General features: G+C 67.2%; 15 protein-coding genes. 7 read left to right on the top strand and 8 right to left on the bottom strand.

Translation table 11 applies throughout. The features are described from left to right. Positions 1–31: 31 nt before the first annotated feature. The 5 genes from ACSFB7_RS25630 to ACSFB7_RS25610 form a co-directional block, all read right to left on the bottom strand. On the bottom strand, positions 32–574 hold the full coding sequence (locus ACSFB7_RS25630) for a tyrosine-protein phosphatase (RefSeq protein WP_435475147.1): 543 nt from the start codon (positions 572–574) through the stop codon (positions 32–34). Beyond that, entirely contained in the window at positions 571–1,065 is a 495-nt protein-coding gene (locus tag ACSFB7_RS25625; RefSeq protein ID WP_435475145.1) for a hypothetical protein, read from the bottom strand. The genes ACSFB7_RS25630 and ACSFB7_RS25625 overlap by 4 nt, the downstream gene beginning before the upstream one ends. Then, positions 1,062–2,204, bottom strand: coding sequence for an MGDG synthase family glycosyltransferase (locus ACSFB7_RS25620; RefSeq protein ID WP_435475143.1), 1,143 nt, complete (start codon positions 2,202–2,204; stop codon positions 1,062–1,064). Before ACSFB7_RS25620 ends, ACSFB7_RS25625 begins: the two co-directional genes overlap by 4 nt. Positions 2,205–2,625: 421 nt before the next feature. After that, entirely contained in the window at positions 2,626–4,071 is a 1,446-nt protein-coding gene (locus ACSFB7_RS25615; protein WP_435475141.1) for a nicotinate phosphoribosyltransferase, read from the bottom strand. A 64-nt stretch (positions 4,072–4,135) separates the two neighbouring features. Next, complete coding sequence (locus ACSFB7_RS25610; protein WP_435475139.1) at positions 4,136–5,206, bottom strand: bifunctional nicotinamide-nucleotide adenylyltransferase/Nudix hydroxylase; 1,071 nt, start codon at positions 5,204–5,206, stop codon at positions 4,136–4,138. 251 nt (positions 5,207–5,457) lie between these two features. Here ACSFB7_RS25610 and ACSFB7_RS25605 point away from each other — a divergent pair, with 251 nt between their 5' ends. From ACSFB7_RS25605 to ACSFB7_RS25585, 5 genes are all read left to right on the top strand, one after another. Further along, positions 5,458–6,240 (top strand): pseudouridine synthase, encoded by a 783-nt coding sequence (locus ACSFB7_RS25605; protein WP_435475212.1) that lies wholly within the window; start codon positions 5,458–5,460, stop codon positions 6,238–6,240. Between the two features lie 16 nt (positions 6,241–6,256). After that, entirely contained in the window at positions 6,257–7,375 is a 1,119-nt protein-coding gene (locus ACSFB7_RS25600; RefSeq protein WP_435475137.1) for a winged helix DNA-binding domain-containing protein, read from the top strand. Positions 7,376–7,500: 125 nt separating this feature from the next. After that, complete coding sequence (locus ACSFB7_RS25595; protein WP_187112689.1) at positions 7,501–8,157, top strand: response regulator; 657 nt, start codon at positions 7,501–7,503, stop codon at positions 8,155–8,157. Next, the gene (locus ACSFB7_RS25590; protein WP_435475135.1) at positions 8,154–9,533 is read left to right on the top strand and encodes a sensor histidine kinase; all 1,380 of its coding nucleotides are present in this window, start codon (positions 8,154–8,156) and stop codon (positions 9,531–9,533) included. The genes ACSFB7_RS25595 and ACSFB7_RS25590 overlap by 4 nt, the downstream gene beginning before the upstream one ends. A 189-nt stretch (positions 9,534–9,722) precedes the next feature. Continuing rightward, positions 9,723–10,061 carry a hypothetical protein gene (locus ACSFB7_RS25585; RefSeq protein WP_187112687.1) on the top strand — a complete coding sequence of 113 codons (339 nt, stop codon included), beginning with the start codon at positions 9,723–9,725 and terminating at the stop codon, positions 10,059–10,061. Between the two features lie 35 nt (positions 10,062–10,096). On the opposite strand, the gene aqpZ is transcribed toward ACSFB7_RS25585, so the two are convergent. Together aqpZ and ACSFB7_RS25575 are read right to left on the bottom strand one after the other, a co-directional pair. Continuing rightward, positions 10,097–10,804 (bottom strand): aquaporin Z, encoded by a 708-nt coding sequence (gene aqpZ / locus ACSFB7_RS25580; protein WP_435475133.1) that lies wholly within the window; start codon positions 10,802–10,804, stop codon positions 10,097–10,099. Positions 10,805–10,983: 179 nt separating this feature from the next. Further along, the gene (locus ACSFB7_RS25575; protein WP_435475131.1) at positions 10,984–11,994 is read right to left on the bottom strand and encodes a zinc-dependent alcohol dehydrogenase family protein; all 1,011 of its coding nucleotides are present in this window, start codon (positions 11,992–11,994) and stop codon (positions 10,984–10,986) included. Between the two features lie 99 nt (positions 11,995–12,093). On the opposite strand from ACSFB7_RS25575, the gene ACSFB7_RS25570 reads away from it, so the two are divergent. Beyond that, a complete protein-coding gene (locus ACSFB7_RS25570; RefSeq protein WP_435475129.1) occupies positions 12,094–13,008 on the top strand; it encodes a LysR family transcriptional regulator in 915 nt (304 codons plus the stop codon). Between the two features lie 69 nt (positions 13,009–13,077). Continuing rightward, positions 13,078–14,124, top strand: a complete 1,047-nt coding sequence (locus tag ACSFB7_RS25565) for an ABC transporter substrate-binding protein (protein ID WP_435475127.1) — start codon at positions 13,078–13,080, stop codon at positions 14,122–14,124. 13 nt (positions 14,125–14,137) lie between these two features. On the opposite strand, the gene ACSFB7_RS25560 is transcribed toward ACSFB7_RS25565, so the two are convergent. Then, complete coding sequence (locus ACSFB7_RS25560) at positions 14,138–14,671, bottom strand: DUF3761 domain-containing protein (protein WP_435475126.1); 534 nt, start codon at positions 14,669–14,671, stop codon at positions 14,138–14,140. Positions 14,672–14,738 lie beyond the last annotated feature (67 nt).

Raw genomic sequence — 14,738 nt, 5'->3', positions numbered from 1 at the left:
TAGGAGCGGGGTGCGAAAACCGCAGGCGCCTTCAGGACACCATGGGAATGGCCGGCGCATGGGCCAGCGCGTGGCGCATCTTCGGCGGATCGAGCCGCTCGATGTAGCGCGGAATGTTGCGCCACAGCGTGTGATAGCCGTAGCCGCCGCGCAGCATTTCGTGGCGTGCGCTGTCCTTGTCCCAGTCCTGCACCGCCATGCGGTAGACGGCGGCCACCACGCCGGTGCGGTCGGCGCCGTGCATGCAGTGGATGAGCACCGGGCCAATCTTTTCGGCCTCGCGAATCGCGACCAGCGCGCGCAGCACCTTGGCGTCGTCGATGGACCAGGTGTTGATCGGCACGCGCAAGAGGCGAATGCCGGAGCCGGCAAACACCTTCTTGTCGTCGTTGAAGGAGCGCAGGCTCACCACGGTGCGGATGCCCAGCGATTGCAGTGCTGCCATGTTGGCGCGCCGGGGTTGCGCGCTGCGGTACAGCGTGGGCGTGATGCGGTGCAGGTTCTCTACCTGCAGTTCGTCCAGCGGATCGGCCCAGTGGCCGGGGCGCGGGTCGTCGATCTTGGGTGTCGTCATTTGTTCTTGCGCCGCCAGTGCCGGGTCGCCAGGATCAGCGCCGCCACCGCCAGGCCGCCCCAGTAGTCGACCGGCGCGCCCCACAGCCAGTGCTTGTGCCAGAAGGCATCGACCGGGTTGAAGCGGGCCCAGCCGAAGGACGGGTTGATCATGAACCACATGAAGTCTTCGCTGACCCAGAACACGATCAACCCCGCGACGGCGAACCCCACGTTGCGCCACGTCCACCGGCCGTTGAACGCCAGCGGCGAGAAGAACACCAGCGCCATGAAAGTGAACACCCAGGCGTGGTAGCCGGTCATGGCACGGCCGCCCCAGAAGATGTCGAGCCAGATGCTGTTCTCGATGCGCCAGGTGGGCAGCGACGTCGCCCAGCCGGCGCCGCCTTCGATCTGGATCTCCGCGTTGGCGAAGAAGAAGGCCATCACGACCACCCAGGCGAGGTAGCCCAGCGTGCGGCCCACGCCGGTTTTTTCAGCCTCGCCGCTCACGCGCTGGCACCCAGCACGTGTTGCAGCACGGCCCGTGCGGCCTGCGGCTTGCCGAGCGCGCGGCTGCGCGTGGCCATGTGCGCGAGCTTGGCGGGGTCGGCCATGAGGCGCGCCACCTTGTAGTCGAGGCCGATGGCGTCGTAGGCGAGCCATGCGGCGCCTTCTTCCATCAGGAAGCCGGCGTTGTGTTCTTCCTGCCCCGGAATGGGCGAGATCAGCAGCATCGGCTTGCCCAGCGCCAGGCATTCGGACACCGTGAGCCCGCCGGGCTTGGTGACCACCAGATCGGCCGCCGCCATGAGCTTGTGCATCTCGTTGGTAAAGCCGATGGCCACCACGCGACCCGGGTGGCGCCTGGCCAGCGCTTCGAGCTTGCCGTGCGCTTCGACATTACGGCCCGCGACGGCGATGACCTGGAAGTTGCCTTCACCGCCCAGGCCGAGCACGCGCTCGACCATGCTCGGCAGGTCGCCCACGCCGGCACCGCCAGAGGCCATCAGCAGGATGGGGCGCGAAGGGTCGAAGCCGAGTTCCGTCGCGCAGGTGTGGCGCGCGAGCGCCGGCACGTCAGGTTCAGAGAAAGCCGGCATCACCGGAATGCCCGTCACGTGGATGCGGTCCGCGGGAATGCCGCGAGCCCGCAGCCGGAAGGCCACTTCTTCGGTCGCAGCAAGATAGCCCGCCATGCCCGGCACCAGCCACATGTTGTGCAGGTCGTAGTCGGTGATCTGCAGCCACACGGGGTAGTCGATGCGGCCCCGGTTGCGCTCGCGCATCAGCAACTCGGCCGGCAGGAAGTGTGTGCAGATCACCGCATCGGGCTTCTCGCGGCGGATCTCGCGCACCAGCGCGCCGGTGCTCAGTCGCTCGATACCGCGTCGCAGCCGCTGCGAGGGCGCGTGGTGCGGCGTGACGTCGGTACGCTGGTGCAGGTACGACCAGAGGTCGGGCGCGCGGTTCACGAGCTGGATGTACCAGTCGGTGTAAACCTTGCGAAAGCCTCCGGCCACGTGGGCCATGGCGTCGATGTGAACCGCCGTGCAGGGCGGGGCGAGGTTCTGGGCGGTGGCGGCAAGCGCCTGTGCTGCACGCACGTGGCCGTTGCCGGCGCTCACGCTGAGGATCAGGAGTTTGGTCATGGATTCGGCGGTCTGCGCGGATTATGGTCATGCCGTGTGGCAGTGCTGGTTGCGGCTGTTGAGGTAGGGGCTTGCGGGGTGATGAACTGCTCTTGTTCGGCGCTGTTGTTGTTCGGGCGCCGTCGTTCATTCAGGGCGACGCTCCCGCCGACACGGTGCTCTTTTTCGCGAATGTCCCCCGCTTCGCTCCTCCTTTATTTCGCGAAAAAGAGCCCCGTATCGACGTGAGCGTTGGACAGAGCGGTTGTTGATCGCGAGATCAATAGCAGCGTGCCCCTGTGCGAATGACACCAGGTGCTCCCCGCAGCGAAATAAAGGAGGAGCGAAGCGGGGGACATTCGCGGAGGGGAGCTCCTGGTGTCATTCGCACTCGCCCCGAATGAACCCGAACCCGAATCCGCCCCGAAAGCTCAACAACACCTCAAAGCGGAGCGCGCGAGGTAACAAACTGACCAACGCCAATGGCCGCGCGCTCCCGAATCGCCTCGAAGCTCGTGCTCGCCACGATGCGCCCGTTCTCGAACACCGTCTGCAGCAGATCGACCTGGTCGGCCGCGAGCGCTTCCTCGCGCAACGTCTGCACCTCGCCACGTGCGTTCTGCACAAGCGCGAGCCGCCCCTTCTTCGATGCCTTGCTCACATCGCCCACCGGCGACTTGTAGACATCGCGCCACTCGCCGTTCACCTGCATGGCGGAACACTTCATTGCCCACTGCATCGTGTCGCGATTCACTTGCTGCAGCAATCCGCCGCCCATGCCGAATGAGATGTTCTCCGTCGAGAACCCGTTGTGGAAGAAGTTTGATAGGCACAGCCGCAGCGAGTCGAGATTCACACCATCGCCCTGGATGATGCGCACGTTGTTCAGCACCCGAAAGCCCTTGGCATTCGTCGTCGTGCCGAAGCGATCGGCCAATATCCGAGCCACCTTCAGCGTGGTTTCCGCCGGGTCGCCCGAGTCGGGCCGCACCACCAGCGTCGCGCCCGAAGCCACCACCTTCGCCTTCAGCTCGTCGCCCCATATGCGCGCGCAGGCATTGAAGATGTCGTAGCTGTCGCTCACCACCGCGAAGGTCGCACCGGGCTTGCCGAACTGGTCGACCATGTTGCTGTAGGCGTCGGACTCATGGTCGCGGCCCCAGCCCGTGATGGTGCTGTGCTCGGCCGCGGGAATCGAGAAGCCCGCCACGTCGCAGTCGTAGTAACGGCGCGCCGCCACCAGCGCGGCCAGCGTGTCGGTGCCCATGAAGTTGACCAGGTGGGCCATGCCGCCGAGCGCCGCCGATTCGAGGCTCGACACACCACGCGCGCCGAAGTCGTGCAGCCGGAAAGCGATCTGCCCTTGCGGATCGTCGCAGGTCGCTTCGAGGTACCGCAGCAGCGTGGTGCGCGCTGCAGCCGACAGCGTGGCCACCGTGGTCGGATACCAGATGGCGCGCAGCAACTCGGTTTCGAGAAAGCTCGTGACCCAGAAGAACTCGGGGTCGGTGTTCTCGATGGTCGCCAGCACGTTGTGAACCGGCAGCACGCTGCCTTCGGGCACTGCGCGGATACGCACCGGCATCAGGCCGCCGTGCTTTTCGATCAGCCGCAGCCAGCCTTCGCGGTTGAAAGGCTCGCCGTGCACCGCCATCAGCGCGGCGGCTTCATCGACATCGGCCAGCGTCACCGGCGTCTGCAGGTACTCGCGCAGGTACGCCTGCAGTCCGAAGAACAACGAGTGGCTGAAGATGCCGCCGCGCGATTCGATGTAGCTGTGCACCGTCTGCGTGCCGGGCGGATATTGCATCCAGTGCGACACCTTGTAGGAGTCGGTGCGCAGCAGCAGGTTGTTGCCCAGGGGCGAGGAGGTGAGGTTGCGGTTCATGTGAAAGCTCCTTTCACGCTGGCCCCGTCAACCGGGGCCGTTCTTGCTGACAAAGCCTGGTCGTTCAGTTCTTGCCCAGGCCACCCAAAAAATGATTCGCGATGAAGAAGTGGTCTTCGTAGATGCGGTCCTGCATGTCGAGGAACTCGGCAATCGGCACCCAGCGCACCTCGGCCGCATCGTCGTCGGCGCGCACGTCCGACAGGCCCGTCCACTGGTTGTGCGCCAGCTCGAAGAAGAAGCCGTGCGTGATGGTGCGGCCGCGCTGCGAGCGGTCGGGCGCGTCGAACACGTGGCTGGCCTTCATGCTGCCGTTGAGCACGGGCACGGGCACCTTGAGCCGGGTTTCTTCCTTCAGCTCGCGGATGGCCGCGTCCTGCAGCCGCTCGTGCTGGCCGACAAAGCCGCCGGGCAGCGCCCAGGTGCCCTTGCCGGGATGGAACTTGCGCTGCACCAGCAGGATGTGACCAGCCTCGACCACGATGGCATCGACCGTGGTGTAGATCGGCGGAAAGTCGCTGCCCGCGTAGCGGTACTTGTCGCGGTAGTCGATGAGGAAGGCGCGCTCTTCGCAAAGCTCGGCGTAGTCGCCGGTGCCGGTGAACCTGTCGAGAAAGGCGGCGGTGCCGTCGGGCAGGTCGGCCCGTGCGAGCTGCCCGCGGTTCTCGGGATCGAAGTAGAGGCTGCGCACGTCGGTGGCGTTGAGGCTCTCCACGTTCTGGTGGGCCACGAACTCCCAGTGCGGGAACAGCTTGAGGTAGTAGCTCGACGCGTCCTTCAGATGGCCCACCAGCGCCACCTTGGCCTGCGCGGGCACATGGCCGTCCTGCTGGATCAGCCGCTCGACGGCCGACTGGATCGACGCGATCCAGAGCTGGTCGTTGTAGGGCGAGTCGCCCACGCCGACGACGCTCACGCGCATCTGGTCGGTGCTGCGCAAACAGGCGCGCACCATGCGTTCGCGTTCGTCGAAGGTAAAAGGGTTCTTGACGCTGCGCGGTGTGCGGGCGGAGCCGACCACCACGATGACCCGATCGGCGGCGCGTGAGGCCTCTTCGATGAGTCGTTGGTGACCGAAATGAACGGGCTGAAAACGCCCGATGACGATGGCGTACTGAAACTTGCGTGTGCTCACTTGGGAATCCCCCAAAAATGGCGCGATCAACTCGCGCTTGCGGTCAGGATAGCTTGGTCACGCATTTCGATCAAGCCGTCTTGTGGGCGGTCATCGAGGCTGGTCGATAATCGCTCATGCCTGCGTCTCCCCCCTCCAACGGTCCGGCCCGTCGCGGCCCCGCCCCTCATCCGACCGAATCCAGCCAGCCATTTCGCCGCGCGGCGCCGCCACCCGTGGCCAGCGGCGGGCCGGTGCGGCTCAACAAGCGCATGGCCGAACTCAGCATGTGCTCGCGCCGCGAGGCCGACGAATGGATCGCCAACGGCTGGGTGAAGGTGAACGGCAAGCCGGCCGAAATGGGCGTGAAGGTCACGCCGTCCGACCGCATCGAGATCGACAAGGCGGCCAAGGGCCAGCAGGCGAACCTGGTCACCATCCTCATCAACAAGCCCATCGGCTATGTGAGCGCGCAGGCCGAAGACGGGCACGAGCCGGCAGTCACGCTGTTCACGCCGCAGAACCGCTGGGTGGACGACAACGCGCGCTTCTTCTTTCACCCCAGCCAGATGCGCGGCCTGGCGCCGTGTGGTCGGCTCGACATCGACTCCATCGGCCTGCTGGTCATGACGCAGGACGGCCGCATCGCGCGCCAGTTGATCGGCGAAGACTCGGTGATGGAGAAGGAATACCTGGTGCGTGTGGCCTACCACGGCCTGGGCCAGCCCGCGCCCACGGGGCAGCTCATTCGCATGGACGACGACGATCCGGTCACGCAGAACGTGCAGGCGGTCTTTCCGCCGGCGATGCTCGCGAAGCTGCGCCACGGCCTGAGCCTCGACGGCCAGGCGCTCAAGCCGGCGAAGGTCGAATGGCAGAACCCCGAGCAGTTGCGCTTTGTGCTCACCGAAGGCAAGAAGCGCCAGATCCGCCGCATGTGCGAGCTGGTCGGCCTGAAGGTGGTGGGCCTGAAGCGCGTGCGCATCGGCCAGGTGATGCTGGGCAACCTGCCGGTGGGGCAGTGGCGCTACCTCGGCCCGCACGAAAAGTTCTGAAGAACCCCGCGCGCGCATGCCCGCCGCCACGCTGAGCCTGCGCGCATTGAACCGTGCCACGCTGGCGCGGCAGATGCTGCTGGAGCGGCGAAAGGCATCGGTCACGCAGGCCATCGAGCGGCTGGCCGGGTTGCAGGCGCAGGCACCGAACCCGCCTTACATCGGCCTATGGAGCCGGCTCGAAGGCTTCGAGCGCGAACACCTGACCGAGGCCATGCGCAAGCGCCGCATCGTGCGCATGTCGGCGATGCGCTCAACCCTGCATCTGATGACGGCCGCCGATGCGCTGGCATGGCGTCCGCTGCTGGAGCCGGTGCACCAGCGCGGCCTGCTGGGCAATCACAAGCGGGCGCTCGAAGGCATCGACCGCGCGGCGGTGGTCGCGGCCGGACGCGCATTGCTCGATGAGCGTCCACGCACCAGCGCCGAACTCGGGCAGGCGCTCGCCGAGCGTTGGCCGAAAAGCGAAGCGGCCTCATTGGCCGCGGTGATCCGCAACAACGTGCCGCTGGTGCACCTGCCGCCTGCCGGCAGCTGGAACTCGCACCAGAGCGCGCTGCTGCTGCCCATCGGGCACTGGCTCGGTGAATTCGCCGCCGACGTTGCCCCGGCCACGCAAGACGCGCTGCTGCTGCGCTACCTCGCCGCCTTCGGCCCCGCCACGCTGGCCGATGCCGGCGCATGGTCGGGCCTGACCGGCTGGAAGGCCGTGGCGGAACGCCTGCGTCCGCAACTGCGCGTGTTCGTGGGCGAGCAGGGCCAGGAACTGTTCGACCTGCCGCGCGCGCCGCGCCCCGACCCCGACACACCCGCGCCGCCGCGCCTCGTCGCCGAGTGGGACAACCTGCTGCTCTCGCACGCCGACCGCAGCCGTGTGCTGAGCGCGGCGCACCGTGCCCGCGTGTTCACCGTCAACGGCATCGTGCGCGGCACGGTGCTGCTCGACGGCTTCGTGGCGGGCGTGTGGAAGATCGAGCGGGCGAAGAACGCCGCCACCGTGGTGCTGGAGCCGTTCACGCGCTGGTCGAAGGCCGACCGGCTCGGCGTGCAGGAAGAGGCCATGCGGCTGCTGGCATTCGCCGCCGCTGACGGCGACGGCGATGAAAGCGAGCGGCACGCCGTTCGCATGCCCTGAACCTGCGGCACTGCACTGCGGCCAAGTCAGTCCCGCCTAATTCTTCGCCCCTAGGCTGCGCCACGGCGCAAGCACTTCCGGTCATCCCGATCGCGTGCTACCTTGCGGCCTAAGGAGTCACCGCGATGCGCGTGCTTTTGGTGGAAGACGACGAAATGATCGGGCGCAGCCTGAAGCAGGCGCTCGAGGGTGCGGGCTGGTCCGCCGACTGGGTGCGCGACGGCGAACTCGCGCAAAGCGCCCTGGGCGATGGCGGCTACACCTGCGTGCTGCTCGACCTGGGCCTGCCCAAGCAGGACGGCACCGAGGTGCTGCGACGCGCCCGCGAACGCGGCGACGCCACGCCCGTGCTGGTGCTGACCGCACGCGACGGGGTGGACGACCGCATCCACAGCCTCGACCTCGGCGCCGACGATTACCTGCTCAAGCCCTTTGAATTCCGCGAGTTGCTCGCGCGCATGCGGGCCATCGTGCGCCGCCGCGACGGTGCCGCGCACTCGCTGGTCGGCAGTGGCGCGCTGCAGCTCGACCTGACCACGCGCGAAGTGGTAGTGAACGGCGAACGCGAGGCGCTCACCGCGCGCGAATTCGCGCTGCTGCATGCGCTGCTGGAGCGGCCCGGCGCCATCCTCTCGCGCGAGCAGCTCGAAAACCGCATCTACGGCTGGGGCGAGGAAGTGACCAGCAATGCCATCGACGTGCTGATCCACGGCATGCGCCGCAAGCTCGGCGCGGACGCCATCCGCAACGTGCGCGGCCTGGGTTGGCGCGTGGCGGCATGACCGGTGCGACGCGCGGCCACGGCCGGTGGTGGCGGCCGCGCTCGCTGCGCACGCAACTGTTGCTGTGGCTGATCACGCTGCACGTGCTCGCGGCCGTGCTCACGGCCTGGTTCTCTTTTCTGGCTTACGGCAACCTGGTCCACAACGCGCTGGACGACCAGATGCGCCTGGTGGCCGAGTCCTATACGGGCAGCGACCAGCCGAAGACGCCGCGTGTGATGGACGGCGAGGCGGCTTTCTCGCGCGGCTCGTTCATCGTGCAGATATGGAGCGCCGACGGCACCACGCTGCGCGCGAGTTCATGGCCCGCGCTGTCGGTGCCATTGCAGCGCAGTATCGGCTTCAGCGACGTGAGCGCGGGTGCACATGCGCAATCGAGCTGGCGCGTGTTCACCGCCGAGCCCGGCCCGCGCGCCGACCAGCCGCGCGTGCAGGTGCTGCAGAACGAGGACTACCGTCGCCGCCGTGCGCTGCGGCGTGCCCTGCTCGAAGGCCTGCCGATCGCGCTGCTGCTGCCGGTGGCCTTGCTGATCCTGTGGCTCATCGTGTCCGCCGCTTCGCGCTCGCTGCGTGCGGTGGCGCGCGACGTGGCATCGCAGGACGAACGCAGCCCCACCGAGCTGTCGCTCGCGCGCGTGCCTGACGAGATCGCGCCGCTGGTGGGCGCCTTCAACAACCTGCTGTCGCGCGTGCGCAGTGCCTTCGCCACGCAGCGCCGCTTCGTGCAGGACGCGGCCCACGAACTGCGCACGCCGATGGCCGCCATCGGCCTGCAGATCGAGAACCTGCGCGCGCACGTGCCGGCCGGTGAAGCGACAGAGCGCTTCAACCAGCTCGAAGCCGGCGTCACGCGCGCGCAGCACCTGATCGAGCAACTGCTGCATCTCTCGCGGCAGGACGCACCGCAGCGCGGCGCCGCGGGCGAGCGCGTCGACATCGAGGTGCTGCTGCGCGAGAGCGTGAGCCAGCTCATGGTGCTGGCCGATGCGCGCTGCGTGGACATCGGCTTCGAGGGCAGCATGGCGGCGGTGGTGTTCGCGCCCGCGGCCGAGCTGCGCAGCGTGTTCGACAACCTGATCGACAACGCGCTGCGCTACGCGCCCGAAGGCGGCGTGGTCGATGTGCGGCTGCATCTGTTCGAAGGGCATGCGGTGGTCGATGTGCTCGACAACGGCCCCGGCATTCCGCAGGCCGCGATGGGCCGCGTGTTCGACCGCTTCTTTCGCGTGCCGGGTGCGGCCGCGGGCGGCAGCGGATTGGGGCTTGCCATTGCGCGCACGGCCGCCGAGCGGCATGGCCTGCGCATCGAGCTGCGCAACCGCAGCGATGGCCGGGGGCTGATGGCGCGTGTGCACCTGCCTGTGTCGGTGGCGTAGCGCACGGGCTCGCTCGCTCGCTGCCGGATCAAAACCAAAGCGGTATTTTTGAGCGCGCCGCTAACGCGCCTCTAACTCTTCGCTCACCTTCACCTCAGTCTGCGTGCCTAGAGTGCATTCAGGTCCTGCCACGCGCAGTTCGCGCGATGGCACGTGACCGGAGACAACCTGCACTCAGGAGAACACACCATGCGCAATTCCTTCAAGCTTCTCGCCGTTGGTTCCTTCGCTGCGTTCGCAGCGCTGGGCGCGGTCAATGCGTCGGCTGAAACCACCGATGGCTCGGACTTCCATCCGCTGCAGATGAACTCGCCGGAAAAGCCGGAAGTGCAAGCCGGTGCGATGGCCGCTGCCCGTCCGAGCGGCACGGAAGCCATCGGTCAGTCGACCTCCGCACCCGCGATGAATTCGACGACGCCGGTGTCCGACATCCAGGCCGGCGCCTGGGCGGCTTCGCACCCCACTGGTACGGAGCCTATCGGCCAATCGACTTCACTGCCGATGGTGAAGTCGGGCGCCGGAAGCTGAGTTAGCTTCCGACGAGGCTCACGACAACAGCGGCGTCAATCGTCGCTGTTGTTGCTGAGCAGTGCGCGGTAGATCACCGCGCCGATGATGGCGCCCGCGATGGGCGCGACCCAGAACAGCCACAGTTCCGACACGGCATAGGACGGACCGAACAGGGCCGGGCCCGTGCTGCGTGCCGGGTTCACCGAGGTGTTGGTCACCGGGATCGAGATCAGGTGGATCAGCGTGAGGCACAGGCCGATCGACAGGCCCGCGAAGCCGCCGGCTGCGCGCTTGGCGGTGGAGCCAAGGATCACGATCAGGAACACCGCGGTCATCACGACCTCGCACAGCAATGCGGCCGTCATGCCGTACTTGCCGGGCGAGTGTTCGCCATAGCCGTTGGTGGCGAAGCCACCGATGTCCGCGCCCGGCTTGCCGGTGGCGATGAGATAGAGCACGCCCGCGGCAGCGATGGCACCCAGCACCTGCGACACGATATAGCCCGCGAGCTGCGAGGCCTTGAAGCGCCCTGCGGCCGCAAGGCCGATCGACACCGCCGGATTGAAGTGGCCGCCCGAGATCGGACCCAGTGCATACGCACCCGTCACCACCGTGAGACCGAAGGCGAGTGCGACGCCCAGAAAACCAATGCCGGTACCTGGAAATGTCGCGGCCAGAACTGCGCTTCCGCAGCCTCCGAGCGTGAGCCAGAAAGTACCAATGAACTCGGCCGACCATTTTTTGTAGGTACTGTGTTCCATAACGCTCCATCCTGAAGTTGAGAAAACGCACGCGGCCGAAGCCGGGCGCGGGCGGATTCTGAAACGAGAAATGGAGAGAGTCGAGCACCTCGTTGCGATGAACGGAACCTGTTCACGAACAACGCGGCTTTTGTGCGGTGCCGCAACTGCGTTGCATGTGAACGGAAGGCCTCAATACCTCAAAGCGTGATGACGATCTTCCCGAACGCACCGCGTTCCAGATGATCGAGCGCCGCAGGCAATGCGTCGAAACCATAGGACGCCGCGATCACCGGCTTGAGCGCGTTGACGTCGATGGCGCGCACCAGGTCTTCGAGCGCGCGCCGATGGCCGACGCCGATGCCCTGCACCGTCACGCGGCCCAGCACCATCGCGTAGAACGACGCGCTCAGCGTGTCGCCGCCGAGCATGCCGATGATCGACACGCGACCGCCTTGCCTGACTGCCTGAAGGGACCGGTCGAGGTTGGGGCCGCTCGACAGTTCGAGCACATGGTCGGCACCGCGACCGCCCGTGAGCCGGCGTACTTCGGCTGGCCAGTCGCTGTCGCGCAGCAGCACGTGCGTGGCGCCCAGTGCACGTGCCTGTTCGCGCTTGTCCTCGCTGCCCGTCACCACGATGGCTTGCGCGCCATGCAGCCGCGCGAGCTGCAGCCCGAACAGCGCGACGCCGCCGGTGCCGTGGATCAGCACGGTCTCGCCCGCGCGCAAGCCGCCGGTCTCGGCCAGTGCGAACCATGCGGTGAGGCCCGCGCACGGCAGCGTGCTCGCTTCGGACAGGTTCAATGTGGTGGGCGCGGCCACGGCCCATGCCGCGTCGATCAGCACATGCGACGCCAGCATGCCCGGGCCGGGGCCGCCCAACAATGTGGTGTCGGCGTGCCAGTGGCTGTCGATCCAGCCGCCCCAGAAGGTGTTGAGCACGCGTTCGCCCACGGCGAAGCGGGTCACGCCGGGGCCGGTGGCCACCACGGTGCCGGCCATGTCGGAGCCGGGCGTGAAGGGCAGGCCGAGCGGCATGCCCATGCCATCGCGAATCATCAGCAGGTCGCGGTAGTTGAGTGAAACCGCACCGACCTTCACCAGGATCTGGCCCGCGCCCGGCGTGGGCATCGGCGCTTCGGCCTGTTCGAGATGGGCGCGGCCCAGCCGGGGCAGTTGCCAGCGGCGCAGGGTGTCGGGTACTTGCATTGGAAGGCTCCACGAATGACAGGGAGCCGCCATGCTATTGAGGATGCGAGGTATCCGGTGGCGGATAATTTTCTCTTTACTGGTGCTTGAAAGTATCCAATGGGACAACGTCTCCAGGGCATCGAAGAGTTCGTCGCAGCGGTCGAGGCCGGCAGCTTCGCGCTGGCGGCGCAGCGCCTGCATGTCACCCGCTCGGCGGTCGCCAAGAGCATCGCGCGCCTCGAGGCACGGCTGAACACGCGGCTGTTTCTGCGCACCACGCGCAGCCAGAGCCTCACCGAGGAAGGCCACGGCTACTACGAGCGCTGCCGGCGCGTGCTGGACGAACTCGATGCCGCGCAGGCGCTGACCGACGTGGCGCGCAGCACCGCGACCGGCATCGTGCGCATCAGCATGCCGGCGATGCTCGGCCGGCTCAAGGTCGGCCCGTTGCTGCTGGCACTGGCGCGGCAGCATCCGCAGCTGTCGCTGGAACTCGCGTTCAACGACCGGCGCGTGGACCTGGCCGAAGAGGGGCTCGATCTCGCGATCCGCAGCGGCGAGCTGGTCGACAGCACGGGCCTGATCGCGCGGCCGGTCGGTGTGCAGTGGATGGCGCTGTGCGCCGCGCCGCAGTACCTGGCAGAGCGTGGCCACCCCAGGAACGTCGGCGATCTGCAGGGCGCGCATGAAGCGGTGCTCTATGCGCGCGACGGCCAGGTCTCGGCGTGGCGCTTTCACGATGCCCAGGGCCGGCCGGTCGAAGTGACGCTGCCCTCGCGGCTGCGCTGCGACAGCGCCGAAGTGCTGCTCGAAGCGGCCGTCGGTGGCCTGGGGCTCGCGCGGCTGCCGTCGTGGCTGGCGGCCGATGCGCTCGCGGCCGGCACGCTGGTGCGCGTGTTCGAGGAACCCAGGCCCTTCGGCTTCGAGCTGAACGTGATCCGCTCGCGCAGCCGCTACCTGCCGTTCAAGACGCGCGTGGTGATCGACTGGCTGGCCGAGCACCTGCCGCCGCTGCTGCAGGTCGTGCCCTGAACGGTGGGGCAGCCGCTATCCTGCGGCCTGCCTTCAACAACAAACGAGCCACTCGCAGGAGACAAACGCATGCGCCCATTCACCCTTCGCCCCCTTGCCACCATCGCCGCGTGCCTGATGGGCACCGCGATGCTTCTTTCTTCGCCAAACGCGGCCGCGCAAGGCACGGTGAATGCGCTGTGCAGCACCGACGCGGGCTGGTGCGAGGCGGCGGCCACGGCCTTCACGCGCGAGACCGGCATCAAGGTGCTGCAGGCCCACAAGGGCACCGGTGAGATCGGCGCGCAACTGCGTGCCGAGGCCGCCAACCCCAAGACCGACATCTGGTGGGGCGGCACCGGCGACCCGTTCCTGCAGGCCGCCGAGCAGGGTTTGCTCGATGCCTACCGGCCGGCCTACATCAACGACCTGCATGAATGGTCGGTGCGGCAGTACGCGATGTCGCAGAACATGGTGGGCGGCTTCTACACCAGCGCGATCGGCTTCGGCTTCAACACCGACCTGCTCAAGAAAAAGAAGCTGCACGAGCCCAAGTGCTGGGCCGACCTGGTCAAGCCCGAATACAAGGGCGAGATCGAGATCTCGCACCCGGCCTCCAGCGGCACGGCCTACACCGTCATCGCGGGGCTGGTGCAGCAGATGGGCGAGGACGCGGCCTTCGACTACCTGAAGAAGCTGCACCGCAACATCACCAGCTACACCCGCAGCGGACAGGCGCAGGCGCCCAACGTGGCCAAGGGCGAGGTGGCGATCGGCGTGAGCTTCATCTTCGGCTTCGAGCGCTGGCGTTTTGACAAATTTCCGGTGAAGACGGCGGCGCCGTGCGAAGGCACGAGCTACGAAGTGGGCGGCATCGCGCTGGTGAAGGGCGCGCGCAACAAGGAGAACGCGAAGCGCTACTACGACTGGCTCATGAGCCCGGCGGGCCAGTCCATCGGCGCGAAGGCGGACAGCCTTCAGACGCCGGCCAACAAGACCTTCAAGCCCGATGCGCGCATTGCGTCGATGGCCGACGTGAAGCTCATCAAGTACGACTTCGAGAAGTACGGCAAAGCGGCCGAGCGCAAGCGCCTGATCGACCGCTGGACCCGCGAGGTTGAATCACAACCTCGATGACGGTGCGCCTGCGTTAAGAGCAGGCCTTGTTGTGTGAGGCGTGCATGCCCTTGGCCTTCGCATCGGCCTCGCTCAGGTACTCGCCCTTCTTGGTCTTGCCGTAGTAGCGGTCGCCCATGCAGTGGTAGACCTTGGTCTCGTCATTGGCCCACACCTTGCCGGCACCGCCGCCGGGAGCGGCCGCCATCTTCGTGAGGTCGGGCGCGCCCGGTGTCTTGGTTGCAGTGCCGGTGCTCGGGGCCACGCCGGTCTTGTCGACGCTGGCCGACTGGGTTTCCACGGCGGGCGCGGCAGCAGCAGGCGCAGCAGCGGCTGTTGCAGTTGCCGGCGCGGCCTTGGCATCGGCCGCCTTGCCGAACCAGGTCTTGATGCCCTTGTGACCCCGACAGGCGCCCGACTTGGTGTCGGGCGAAGCGTAGCTGCCGTCCTTGCATTGCACGGTGGTGCCGGCGGGCGCATCGGCCGGCACCTGCGCCTGGGCGGCGAAGGCGGCCAGCCCGAGGCAGGCGGCGATCCAAAGCATCTTCCTCTTGGGGTTCTTGTTCATGCAAAGCTCCTGGGGTGTGGAAAGGCAACTGCGCAGCTTTGGGGATCAATCCCAGCGGAAGCTGACT

This window comes from Variovorax raffinosi (assembly GCF_051216615.1).
In the GTDB taxonomy this organism is placed as follows: Bacteria; Pseudomonadota; Gammaproteobacteria; order Burkholderiales; family Burkholderiaceae_C; genus Variovorax.
This window is presented reverse-complemented; position numbering and strand designations above follow the sequence as displayed.

Bases quoted from the DNA above. Each gene is read 5' to 3' on its own strand.
- ACSFB7_RS25630 (WP_435475147.1), bottom strand. From the start codon at position 574: ATGACGACACCCAAGATCGACGACCCGCGCCCCGGCCACTGGGCCGAT.
- ACSFB7_RS25560 (WP_435475126.1), bottom strand. From the start codon at position 14,671: ATGAACAAGAACCCCAAGAGGAAGATGCTTTGGATCGCCGCCTGCCTC.
- ACSFB7_RS25605 (WP_435475212.1), top strand. From the start codon at position 5,458: ATGGCCGAACTCAGCATGTGCTCGCGCCGCGAGGCCGACGAATGGATC.
- ACSFB7_RS25595 (WP_187112689.1), top strand. From the start codon at position 7,501: ATGCGCGTGCTTTTGGTGGAAGACGACGAAATGATCGGGCGCAGCCTG.
- aqpZ (WP_435475133.1), bottom strand. From the start codon at position 10,804: ATGGAACACAGTACCTACAAAAAATGGTCGGCCGAGTTCATTGGTACT.
- ACSFB7_RS25570 (WP_435475129.1), top strand. From the start codon at position 12,094: ATGGGACAACGTCTCCAGGGCATCGAAGAGTTCGTCGCAGCGGTCGAG.
- ACSFB7_RS25615 (WP_435475141.1), bottom strand. From the start codon at position 4,071: ATGAACCGCAACCTCACCTCCTCGCCCCTGGGCAACAACCTGCTGCTG.
- ACSFB7_RS25620 (WP_435475143.1), bottom strand. From the start codon at position 2,204: ATGACCAAACTCCTGATCCTCAGCGTGAGCGCCGGCAACGGCCACGTG.
- ACSFB7_RS25575 (WP_435475131.1), bottom strand. From the start codon at position 11,994: ATGCAAGTACCCGACACCCTGCGCCGCTGGCAACTGCCCCGGCTGGGC.
- ACSFB7_RS25600 (WP_435475137.1), top strand. From the start codon at position 6,257: ATGCCCGCCGCCACGCTGAGCCTGCGCGCATTGAACCGTGCCACGCTG.
- ACSFB7_RS25590 (WP_435475135.1), top strand. From the start codon at position 8,154: ATGACCGGTGCGACGCGCGGCCACGGCCGGTGGTGGCGGCCGCGCTCG.
- ACSFB7_RS25565 (WP_435475127.1), top strand. From the start codon at position 13,078: ATGCGCCCATTCACCCTTCGCCCCCTTGCCACCATCGCCGCGTGCCTG.
- ACSFB7_RS25585 (WP_187112687.1), top strand. From the start codon at position 9,723: ATGCGCAATTCCTTCAAGCTTCTCGCCGTTGGTTCCTTCGCTGCGTTC.